Consider the following 10,600-nt stretch of genomic DNA (forward strand, 5'->3'; position numbering starts at 1 on the left):
CGCCGCCCGCGATCAGGCCGTTGTTGTTGTTCACCGTGGCGGTGCCGTTCACCACCGCCCCTGCGCCGCCCTCGCCGCCGCCGCCGCCCGAAGCGTTATAGCGGTCTCCGGGCACTTCCGCGCCGCCGGCACCGCCGGCGCCGCCAGCGAGCGTTCCACCATTGGAAAGCACGCCGGGTGTCGAATCGAAGCCCACCCAGATGCCGGCACCGCCGCTTCCGCCGCCGCCGGCCTGCGAAGACGCATCGCCGCCCTTGCCGCCCGCGCCGCCGGCGACAAGCCCCTGCGTACTGACAGTCGGCTGAACGCCCGGAGCCGAGGTGATGGTCACCAGCGCGCCGTATCCACCAGCGCCGCCGCCGCCGGCTGCCCAGTAGCCATTCCCGCCCGCGCCGCCGTTCCCGCCGTTCACCGGCCCTGAAATATCCGCACTTCCGACGCCGATGGAGGCGCGTCCATGGTTGCCGGCGCCCCCGCCCCCGCCGTAACCGTCGGGCGATGCCAGTGACTGGCCCGGCTCACCATCCTGGCCCGGCAGGCTGCCTGCGTTGCCCCCCTGGCCCGCCGTGGCCGTGCCGCCCGGAAAGCTGCCCGTGACGGCATCGCCGCCGTCGGTCACACCGGAGGAGGTCGCGGATCCGCCCGAGCCGCCGCTGGCCCCGATATCCTGGCTGTTCAAGGCCCCTTCGCCGCCGGAGCCGGCACTTCCACCGGCGCCGCCGTGGTACACGAAGTTGGGGTCCGCTGGCACGCCGCCGGCACCGCCCGCCGCCCAGCCGGGCGCCGCACCCGTCCAAAGGGCCGCGGCCAGCGCAGCCGGCACGGCGACGCTCCTGGCAACAACGCCGCCTTTGCGGCGGCTGCGGGCAGTTTCAGGGGCGGCGACCCAGGCGCCCAGGGCATGGTTCCAGACGGTTCGGTGAATGGTGTTCATCTCAAATGTTCTCAATGAAGAAAGGGCATTCGACGCGTCCCCGGGCACGTCGCGCGGTCCATGGGCGGCAGGAACCGCTGTAACCTTTTACATTACATGATAAACATTTGAAACATACTTTGGTTTGCAAAATTGCGTCGCATGCCCAACGAGCTAGTTCTTTATGGGCATAACCCGCGTGCATCCGCCAAAATGTTGTCAGCTTGTGTGTCAAATTTCCTGGCTATCCGGCGCTAGGCACGGCATGCGCGCGCCGGCATCAAGCCCGACTGAGCGGCGAGGTCAAGCCGCCAGCTTCTCCCGACCCAGCGCCGCCGCCACGAAATCCACGAAGGCCCGCACCCGCGCGGCCAGCTGGTGGCGCTGCGGGTAGACGGCGTACACATCCGCATCGGGCGTGAAGTACTGCGGCAGGATCTGCACCAGCCGGCCGCTGCGCAGGTAGCGCTCGATGTCCCATTCGGCGCGCATCAGCACGCCATGCCCTTCCAGCGCCCACGACACGGCGATCTCGCCGTCGTTGGTGGTGAGGTTGCCGCGCGTCTTCACCGATTCGGTCCTGGCCGAGCGGCCGCGCCCGCTGGACAGGCGCCAAACGCCATAAGCCTCTTCGCCCTGGCGGATGCCGATGCAGTTGTGGCGTGTGAGGTCGTTGGGCACCTTGGGCACGCCGTGCCTGGCGAGATAGGCGGGCGAGGCGCACAGCAGCCGCCGGTTGGGTGCAATGTGGCGCGCGATCACACGCGAATCCGGCGGCGCGCCGAAACGTATGCAGACGTCGTAGGTGTCGTCGGTGAGCGCAGGCGGATTCACCGACAGCTGCAGCTGCACTTGCACCTGCGGATGGCGCTTGACGAACTTCGAGATGAGCGGCGCCACGTGGCTGCGCCCGAAGCCCAGCGTGGCATTCACCCGCAGCAGGCCCTGCGGCGTGGCCTTGCCCACGCCCAGCATCTGCTCCATGCCGTCGATCTCGGCCAGGATGCGCCGCGCATGCTGCAGGTACAGCTCGCCTTCGGGCGTCAGGCTCATGCGCCGCGTGGTGCGGTTGACCAGCGCCAAGCCCAGGCGGCTTTCCATCTGCGCCAGGTGCTTGCTCACGGCCGGGGTGGTCACGCCCAGTTCGCGCGCGGCAGCGCTCAGGCTGCCCGCGCTGGCAATGGCCGAGAAGAATCCCAGGTCGGCCGGCGCAATTCCACTGGCCATGCGGCCTCCTCATTCTTGAATCCAGGTTAACGATGGATTCACTTTAGCGCCGATCCGAACGCCCGTTGCATTTCTACAGTTCGTCCATCGCATCACGCATTTCTCATCACGGAGCAGGCAGCATGAAGACGTACAAGATCGCAACCATTCCCGGCGACGGCATCGGCAAGGAGGTGGTGCCGGCGGGCCGCCAGGTGCTGGAGGCCGTGGCCGCAGGCAGCGGCTTCGGCTTCGAGTTCGAGGACTTCGGCTGGGGCGGCGACTGGTTCCGCGCGCACGGCGTGATGATGCCGGCCGACGGGCTGGACGCCCTGCGCGACAAGGACGCCATCCTGTTCGGCTCCGCCGGCGATCCGCACATTCCGGACCACATCACGCTGTGGGGCCTGCGCCTGAAGATCTGCCAGGGCTTCGACCAGTACGCCAATGTGCGGCCCACGCGCATCCTCCCCGGCATCGATGGACCGCTCAAGCGCTGCGGGCCGCAGGACCTGGACTGGGTGATCGTGCGCGAGAACTCCGAAGGCGAATACTCCGGCGTGGGCGGCCGCGCGCACCAGGGTCACCCGATCGAGGTGGCCACCGACGTGTCGATCATGACCCGCGCCGGCGTGGAGCGCATCATCCGCTTCGCCTTCCGCCTGGCCCAGTCGCGGCCGCGCAGGCAGCTCACGGTGGTGACCAAGAGCAATGCGCAGCGCCATGCCATGGTGATGTGGGACCAGATCGCCAGCGAGGTGGCCGCCGAGTTTCTCGACGTGAAGTGGGACAAGGAACTGGTCGACGCCATGACGGCGCGCATGGTCAACAAGCCGGCCACGCTCGACACCATCGTGGCGACCAACCTGCATGCCGACATCCTGAGCGACCTGGCCGCCGCGCTGGCCGGGAGCCTGGGCATTGCCCCCACCGGCAACATCGACCCCGAGCGCCGCTATCCCTCGATGTTCGAGCCCATCCACGGCTCGGCCTTCGACATCATGGGCCAGGGCCTGGCCAACCCGGTGGGCACCTTCTGGTCGGTGGTGATGCTGCTGGAACACCTGGGCGAGCACCAGGCCGCCGCCCGCGTGATGGCGGCCGTCGAGCAGGTCACGGCCAACCCCGCGCTGCACACGCGCGACCTGGGCGGAAACGCGACGACCGCGGCCGTGACCGAGGCGGTCTGCGCACTGCTCGCAGCCGCGCCCGCGCGCAAGGCCGCCTGAGCGGGTCTCGCCCATCGCACCTGTGCCCCGGCCCGGTACGGGCGGGCAAGTGCACATCTGCAAGCCTGCAAGACAGAAGACACAAGACCCAAGGAGACAAGCATGAGCATCCGCATCACCCGGCGCAGCGCCACCGCCCTGGCCGCCATTGCATGGGTGCTGGCCGCGTCCGGCGTGGCGGCCCAGACCTGGCCGGCCAAGCCCATCAACCTGGTCGTTCCCTTCCCGCCAGGCGGCAGCTCCGACGTGCTGGCCCGATCGCTCGGCGACAAGCTCTCGCAGAGCCTGGGCCAGCCGGTGGTCATCGAAAGCAAGCCTGGCGCGGGCGCCACGGTGGGCGCCGACTATGTGGCCAAGGCTCGGCCCGACGGCTACACGCTGCTGATGGGCGCGGTGCACCACACCATCGCCACCAGCGTCTACAAGAAATTGCCCTACGACTTCGAGACCAGCTTTGTGCCCATCACCACCATCGCCATCGTGCCCAACGTGCTGGTGGTGAATGCGAAGAACCCGGCCACGGATGTGAAGGGCCTCGTCGCGCAAGCCAAGGCCGCACCGGGCAAGCTGTCGTACGGCTCGAACGGCAACGGCACGGTGCAGCACCTGATCGGCACGCAGTTCGGGGCGCTTGCCGGCGTGGAACTGCTGCACGTGCCCTACAAAGGCAGCGCCCCGCTGACAACCGACCTGCTGGGCGGCCAGGTGGACATGTCCTTCGACACGCTCACGCCGGTGGTGCAGCACATCAAGGGCGGCAAGCTGCGCGCGCTGGCCGTGACCACCGCCAGGCGCTCCAGCACCCTGCCCGATGTGCCGACCCTGGCCGAGGCGGGCCTCAAGGGCTTCGACCAGGGCACCTGGTTCGGCATCCTGGCACCCAAGGACACGCCCCGGGGACGTGGTGGCCCGGCTCAACACCGAGATGGTGAAGATCATCCAGTCGCCCGAGTTCAGGAAGCGCATGGAAGACGTGGGCGCCGAACCCGTGGGCGACACCACCGAGCAGATGGCCGCCCGGATCAGGAGCGACACCGCCAGGTACGCCCAGCTGGTGAAGGAGGCCAAGGTCAGCATCGAGTGATGCCGGGCCGCTGGCTCAGCGCAGCTCGAAGCTCGCTTCCTTCACGGCCTGCGAATCCAGCCCCACCTGCACGTTGAACTTGCCCGCCTCCGCGGCGTACTCGAGCTTCGCGTTGTAGAACTTGAGCTTGTCCTCGGTGACGTCGAAGCGGACCGTCTTCTTCTCGCCGGGCTGCAGCATCACCTTCTGGAAGTCCTTGAGCTCCTTCACCGGCCGCACGACCGAGGCGGCCAGGTCCTGGATGTAGAGCTGCACCACGGTCTCGCCGGCGCGGTCGCCAGTGTTGGTAACGGTGACGCTGGCCTCCACCTTGCCGCCGCGCTGCATGCTGGGGCTCGACAGCGTGAGGTCGCCGAGCGCGAAGTCGGTATAGCTCAGGCCATAGCCGAAGGGATAGAGCGCACCCTGCGGTTCGTCGAAGTACTGCGAGGTGTAGTTGCCGGGCTTGCCTGGCGTGAAGGGCCGGCCCAGGCGCGGATGGTTGTAGTAGGTGGGCACCTGGCCCACCGAGCGCGGCAGCGAGATGGGCAGCTTGCCCGAGGGGTTGGCATCGCCGTAGAGCACGTCGGCAATGGCATTGCCGCCTTCGGTGCCGGCGAACCAGGTCTCCAGGATCGCATCGGCGTTCTCGCGCTCCCAGTTCAGCGTGAGCGGGCGGCCGTTGAGCAGCACCAGCACCAGCGGCTTGCCGGTGGCCTTCAGCGCCTTGAGCAGCGCCTGCTGGCTCTCGGGCAGATCGAGCCGCGTGCGGCTGGACGACTCATGCGACATGCCGCGCGCCTCGCCCACCGCCGCCACAACCACGTCGGCCTGCTTGGCGGTCGCGACGGCCTCGTCGATCATGGCCTGGGGCGAGCGGCGGTCCTGCGTGACTTCGGGCGCATCCCAGTTCAGGAAGTTGAGGTACTCGACCAGCGCCGGATCGTTGGTGACGTTGGCGCCGCGCGCATACAGCAGCTTGCCGCCCTGGCCTTGCAGCGCATTGGCCATGCCGGTGCGCAGCGTGACGGTCTGCGCCGTCACGGCCTGGCCGGACCACACGCCCATCATGTCCACCTGCGCGTCGGCCAGCGGGCCGACCAGCGCGACGGTGGCGCTCTTCTTCAGGGGCAGCGTCCTGCTCTTGTTTTCCAGCAGAACAAGCGACCGGCGAGCCATCTCGCGGGCCTGCGGACGGTGCAGGCGGCTGTCGGCCTTCGGATCGGCCGGATCGTCCTCGGCCTTGCCGATGCGCAGGAACGGATCGTGGAACAGGCCCATGTCGTACTTGGCGCCCAGCACCTCGCGCACCGCGTTGTCCACGTCGCTCTGCTTGACCTTGCCCGAGCGCACCAGCTGGGGCAGCACTTTGCCGTAGACCTGGTCGGCCATGCTCATGTCCACGCCGGCCTCGATGGCCAGCTTGGCGGCCTCTTCCTCGTTGCTGGCCACGCCATGGCGCGTGAGTTCGATGATGGCGCCGTGGTCGCTCGCCGTCAGGCCGTTGAAGCCCCACTGCTTGCGCAAGAGGTCTTGCAGCAGCCACTTGTTGGCCGCGGCCGGCACGCCGTTGACGGTGTTCAGCGCGATCATCACGGCGCCCGCGCCCGCGTCGATGGCGGCCTTGTAGGGCGGCAGGTAGTCGTTGTACATGCGCATGGGGCTCATGTCGACGACGTTGTAGTCGCGCCCGCCTTCCACCGCGCCGTACAGCGCGAAGTGCTTCACCGACGACATGATGCTGTCGGCCTTGGCGGGCGAGCCGTTCTGGAAGCCCTGCACCATGCTGCGCGCCAGCTGCGACACCAGGTATGGGTCTTCGCCGAAGCCCTCGGAGGTGCGGCCCCAGCGCGGGTCGCGTGCGATGTCCACCGTGGGCGACCAGGTGATGTCGATGCCGTCGGCGCTGGCTTCCACCGCCGCCACGCGCGCCACCTTGCGCACGGCTTCCATGTCCCAGCTCGACGCCAGGCCCAGGCCGATGGGGAAGGAAGTGCGGTGGCCGTGCACCACGTCGTAGGCGAAGAAGATCGGAATCCTCATGCGGCTTTGCTTGACCGCCGCCTCCTGCAGCGGACGCTGCTCCTTGCGGTTGACCGAGTTGAAGGTGCCGCCCACCTTGCCCGCGGCCACCTCTCGCGCCAGTTCCGCGGCCGGCATTTCAGGGCCGATGCTGATGAGGCGAAGCTGTCCTACTTTTTCCTCCAGCGTCATCTGACGCAGAAGATCGGCGATGAACGCCTTCTTGTTGCTCAGCAACGAAGGATTGGGCTGGGCAAAAGCCAACGGGGTGACCAGCGTGCTGGCCACCAGGGCCATCACGGAAGACAACTTGAACGGCGACAAGAATCGGCTCCTTGGGGATTTCTTCGGGGCATCTTAACGTTGGCCCTTCGGTGCGCCGGGCAATGTCCAGGGCTGCCGGCCGGCCAATGCTAAGCTTTGCCGCTCCATGTCATTTCGCCTTGCACGCCCCAGCCGGAGCGCATCGCGCCCGCGCTTTTTCCTCGCCCCTGCCCTGCTTGGCCTGCTGATGGCCCTGCCCTTCAGCGCCAGCGCGCAGTGGTTCTCTTCCCAGCGCACGTTCTCGCTCGACGACGTGACCGAGCGCGCACGCGCGCTGGCCGCCAAGCCCTACGAGGCGCCGGTGAGCAACCTGCCGCCCGTGTTCGCCAACATGCAGTTCGCCGACTACATGAAGATCCAGCCCCGGCAGGACCGCTTCGAGTGGCGCGAGCTCGGCACGCCCTATCGGCTGAACTTCTATCACCAGGGCATGCAGTTCAATGCCCCGGTGCGCATCAACGAGATCAACGGCACCGAGGTGCGCGAGATCGGCTACGAGGCCGAGCGCTTCGACTTCGGCAACCTCAGCTTCGACAAGAACGCCACCAGCAAGCTGGGCTACGCCGGCTTTCGGGTGCTCTATCCCATCAACCAGGCCGGCAAGTGGGACGAGGTGATGAGCCTGCTGGGCGCCAGCTACTTCCGCGTGATCGGCAAGGGGCAGGTGTATGGCCTGTCGGGCCGCGGCCTGGCGCTGGACACCGCGCCGCCGGGCGCCGAAGAGTTTCCGCGCTTCAAGGAGTACTGGGTCCGCCGCCCCGCGCCGCAGGACAAGGAACTGGTGATGTATGCGCTGCTCGATTCGCCGCGCGCCACCGGGGCCTACCAGTTCATCCTCACGCCGGGGCGCGACACCACGCTGGATGTGCAGGCCAACATCATCTACCGCGACAACGTGCCCATGCCCGGCATCGCGCCGCTCACCAGCATGTTCCTGTACGGGCCCAACCAGCGCTGGCCCGAGCACCTGCGCAACTTCCGTCCGGCCATCCACGACTCCAACGGCCTGGCGATCCAGGCCGGCAACGGCGAGTGGATCTGGCGCCCGCTGAACAACCCGCGCGCGGTGGCCATCAGCAGCTTCCAGGTCGAGAACCCCAAGGGCTTCGGCCTCCTGCAGCGCGGGCGCAGCTTCCACGCCTACGAAGACCTGAAGGACCGCTACGACCTGCGCCCCAGCGCCTGGATCGAGCCGCAGGGCAGCTGGGGCAAGGGCAAGGTCACGCTCATGGAGATTCCGACGGCGGACGAGACCAACGACAACATCGTCGCCTTCTGGACGCCCGACGAGCCGGCCACCAAGGGCAAGCAGATGCAGTTTGCCTACCGCATGCACTGGACCACCGACGAGCGCGCGCTGCACGCGGCCGACAACGCCTGGGTGCGCCAGACCTTCCAGACCGAAAGCGAGCAGTACCAGCCCAACCTGATCCGCCAGGCCGACGGCAGCACCGCGCTGATGGTCGACTTCGAAGGGCCCGTGCTGGCGAAGCTCCCGCCGGGCACCGCGCCGGAGACGAAGGTGAGCGTGAACGGCAATGCGCAACTGATCGAAAGCTCGCTGCAGCCCAACCCGGTGACGCAGGGCTGGCGGCTGACGCTGCGCGTGAAGGTGAAGGACCCGGCGCAGCCGACCGAACTGCGCGCCGCGCTTGCCCAGGGCGACAAGGCGATCAGCGAGACCTGGAGCTTCCAGATTCCGCCGCATCCGCAGGCCGCGGCTGCGGCCGCAGCACCGGCCCCGACCCCGGCATCGACTGCCGCAACCCAGCGCTGAAGCGCTAGTCGTCGCTCGCGCCGGCCACGGCCGCGCGCAGCGCCTCGACCGCGACGGCGACCACGAAGCCGGTCAGCACGATGCCGCACAGGCCAATGAACATGGCCAGCGCCCGGGCGGCCCCGCTCTTGGGCACCAGGTCGCCATAGCCGACCGTGAGGCCGGTGACGAAGGCGAAGTAGAGGCCGTCGCCCAGCGGCCAGCGCTCCAGCCCGGCCACCGCCAGGCCCAGCAGTGCCATGAACCCCAGCAGCGCCGACACCACGGGCCAGATGATGCCCAGCCCGCGCCACAGGTCGCGGATGAAACGGCGCCGGATGATTCTCGATGTCTTCATTTTGCAAGCTCCCGCACAGTTCGCCACCGCTCCAGCACCCACACGGTGGCGGTGGCGTAGAAGGCCACGCCGACGAACAGGCCCGTGCGCATGACCGCCCCTTCGATCACGCTCTTGCCGCTGGCGCTGTCTTCGATGGCGGGGCCCAGCAGGATCAGCGCGGTCACCAGCGCATTGCTCCAGAACGACGGCCGAAAGCGCGTGCGCCGCACGCCGAACATGGCCGAGCCCGCCCACAGCGCGGCGGCCATCAGCCACAGCACCAGCATCCACAGGCTGGGCCACAACGACAGCCCCAGCCACGCGAGCATGGCGATGAAGGCGCCCATCAGGGTGGAGCCCACCAGCTCGCGGCCCGCGGCGCCCGCATGCGTTTCGCCAGCCTGCTGGCCCAGCATCGCCGTCTTCATGACCGCGGCCAGGTAGAACGACGGGTTGGTGAGCGCCAGCACGAACACCGGCATGACGATGATCGTTCCGCGCAGGGCGATCCATGCGGCCGTCGTGTCCGAAGCGGCGCGCGGCGCGACCGATTGCGCGGCCTGCGGCGGATCGGGAAAGAGCGCGCTGAACAACGCATTCACCAGCGTGCCCACCACCAGCCCGGCCGCCAGCGTGACGCTGAGCAGCGGCACCAGCGCCTGCTCGGCCACGCCCGCCACCGGAATCATCGCGAACGAAAGCACCAGCGGCGTGACGAGTGCCCCGCTGCCCTTCTGCCCCGCATGGAACACCGTGTAGAGCACCACGGCCGTGAGCAGCACGCCGGCCACCGCATAGTGCTCCAGCAGCGGCACCATCAGCACGCCCGCGGCCACCAGCGCGGCGAAGACGAGCGCCACGATGGCGCCCTTGATGAGCGGCATCGGCGGCCCCGGCTTGCACAGCACCAGCACCGCCATCACGCAGACGACGAAAGGCGCCTGCAGCGCCAGGCCGTAGGCGACGAAGGTCGCCAGGCCCAGGCCGAGGGCCAGGCGCAGGCTTGCCTTGTCGCCGCGCGTCATAGTCGGCTCGTCAATAGAGGTACGACAGCCAGCTCATGACGCGCATGTACAGCGCGCCCAGCGCGTTCATCACCGGGTTGTCGCCGGTGTAGACCAGCACGTCGGCCTGCCCGCCCACCTGCACGCCGCGCAGGCGGCCCAGCTCGGCCGGGTCCAGCTCCACCGCCACCGGAAAGCGCTGGGCCTGGCGCAGCCAGTCGCGGCTGTTCTCCACGGTGGGCAGCGTGCCCGGCGAACCGGGCTTGCCGCTGCTCACGCCGCGGCCCACGCTGCGAACGCGCCCCTTGAGCACCTGGCCGGGCAGCACGTCCAGCACGATGGCCGCCTCGTCGCCGGGGTCGATGTTGCCGAGGTTGTTCTCCGTCATCTCGGCGCTGATCCACAGGTCGTGCATCGCGATCAGCGTCATCAGCGGCGCGCCGGGCTGGGCGAACAGGCCGGTGTCGGTGCGCAGGTCGGTGACCTTGCCGCGCGCCGGCGCGAGCACGCGGGTGCGCGCCAGGTCCAGCTCGGCCTTCTCCACCGCCGCGCGCGCGCTTTGCAGCTGCGCGTTCTTCTCGCCGCTGTCGCCGGCGCCCTCCCGCGCCTTGCGCAGGTCGGCCTCGGCCCGGCTGACCTTGGCACGCGACTCGTCGCGCGTGGACTGGGCGATCTCGAGCCGGCGCACCGAGATGGCGCCGGGGTCCTCGGCGTGCAGGCGCTCGAGCCGGCTGGCGTCGCGC

Annotated in this window: 8 protein-coding genes and 1 pseudogene; 3 read left to right on the forward strand and 6 right to left on the reverse strand. The window is 68.8% G+C overall.

The annotated features are described in order from the left end of the window. Together VSO01S_RS28205 and VSO01S_RS24455 are read right to left on the reverse strand one after the other, a co-directional pair. The coding region (locus VSO01S_RS28205) for an ESPR domain-containing protein (RefSeq protein ID WP_218002376.1) at nucleotides 1-934 on the reverse strand (934 nt) is incomplete at its 3' end. Between the two features lie 282 nt (nucleotides 935-1,216). Next, on the reverse strand, nucleotides 1,217-2,140 hold the full coding sequence (locus tag VSO01S_RS24455) for a LysR family transcriptional regulator (RefSeq protein WP_068645386.1): 924 nt from the start codon (nucleotides 2,138-2,140) through the stop codon (nucleotides 1,217-1,219). Nucleotides 2,141-2,262: 122 nt separating this feature from the next. Between VSO01S_RS24455 and VSO01S_RS24460 the strand changes: the two genes are divergently transcribed. Continuing rightward, the gene (locus VSO01S_RS24460; RefSeq protein WP_068645387.1) at nucleotides 2,263-3,348 is read left to right on the forward strand and encodes a tartrate dehydrogenase; all 1,086 of its coding nucleotides are present in this window, start codon (nucleotides 2,263-2,265) and stop codon (nucleotides 3,346-3,348) included. 102 nt (nucleotides 3,349-3,450) lie between these two features. Further along, nucleotides 3,451-4,432: pseudogene (locus VSO01S_RS24465) on the forward strand (Bug family tripartite tricarboxylate transporter substrate binding protein). A 15-nt stretch (nucleotides 4,433-4,447) separates the two neighbouring features. Here the strand turns inward: VSO01S_RS24465 and bglX are convergent. Continuing rightward, nucleotides 4,448-6,730 carry a beta-glucosidase BglX gene (bglX, locus tag VSO01S_RS24470; protein WP_068645389.1) on the reverse strand — a complete coding sequence of 761 codons (2,283 nt, stop codon included), beginning with the start codon at nucleotides 6,728-6,730 and terminating at the stop codon, nucleotides 4,448-4,450. Between the two features lie 214 nt (nucleotides 6,731-6,944). On the opposite strand from bglX, the gene VSO01S_RS24475 reads away from it, so the two are divergent. After that, a complete protein-coding gene (locus tag VSO01S_RS24475) occupies nucleotides 6,945-8,534 on the forward strand; it encodes a glucan biosynthesis protein G (RefSeq protein WP_084242095.1) in 1,590 nt (529 codons plus the stop codon). Nucleotides 8,535-8,538: 4 nt separating this feature from the next. Here VSO01S_RS24475 and VSO01S_RS24480 read toward each other — a convergent pair whose 3' ends face one another. From VSO01S_RS24480 to VSO01S_RS24490, 3 genes are all read right to left on the reverse strand, one after another. Further along, entirely contained in the window at nucleotides 8,539-8,871 is a 333-nt protein-coding gene (locus VSO01S_RS24480; RefSeq protein ID WP_218002377.1) for a potassium channel family protein, read from the reverse strand. After that, on the reverse strand, nucleotides 8,868-9,878 hold the full coding sequence (locus VSO01S_RS24485; protein WP_068645388.1) for a DUF2955 domain-containing protein: 1,011 nt from the start codon (nucleotides 9,876-9,878) through the stop codon (nucleotides 8,868-8,870). Before VSO01S_RS24485 ends, VSO01S_RS24480 begins: the two co-directional genes overlap by 4 nt. Nucleotides 9,879-9,888: 10 nt before the next feature. Then, a partial coding sequence (locus tag VSO01S_RS24490) for an HlyD family secretion protein (RefSeq protein WP_153305414.1) occupies nucleotides 9,889-10,600 on the reverse strand: 712 nt, incomplete at its 5' end.

Origin of the sequence: Variovorax soli NBRC 106424, assembly GCF_001591385.1 — a bacterium.
Taxonomy (GTDB): Bacteria; Pseudomonadota; Gammaproteobacteria; order Burkholderiales; family Burkholderiaceae_C; genus Variovorax; species Variovorax soli.

Coding starts and splice junctions, on each gene's coding strand:
- VSO01S_RS24455 (WP_068645386.1), bottom strand. CDS start 2,140: ATGGCCAGTGGAATTGCGCCGGCCGACCTGGGATTCTTCTCGGCCATT.
- VSO01S_RS24460 (WP_068645387.1), top strand. CDS start 2,263: ATGAAGACGTACAAGATCGCAACCATTCCCGGCGACGGCATCGGCAAG.
- bglX (WP_068645389.1), bottom strand. CDS start 6,730: ATGGCCCTGGTGGCCAGCACGCTGGTCACCCCGTTGGCTTTTGCCCAG.
- VSO01S_RS24475 (WP_084242095.1), top strand. CDS start 6,945: ATGGCCCTGCCCTTCAGCGCCAGCGCGCAGTGGTTCTCTTCCCAGCGC.
- VSO01S_RS24480 (WP_218002377.1), bottom strand. CDS start 8,871: ATGAAGACATCGAGAATCATCCGGCGCCGTTTCATCCGCGACCTGTGG.
- VSO01S_RS24485 (WP_068645388.1), bottom strand. CDS start 9,878: ATGACGCGCGGCGACAAGGCAAGCCTGCGCCTGGCCCTCGGCCTGGGC.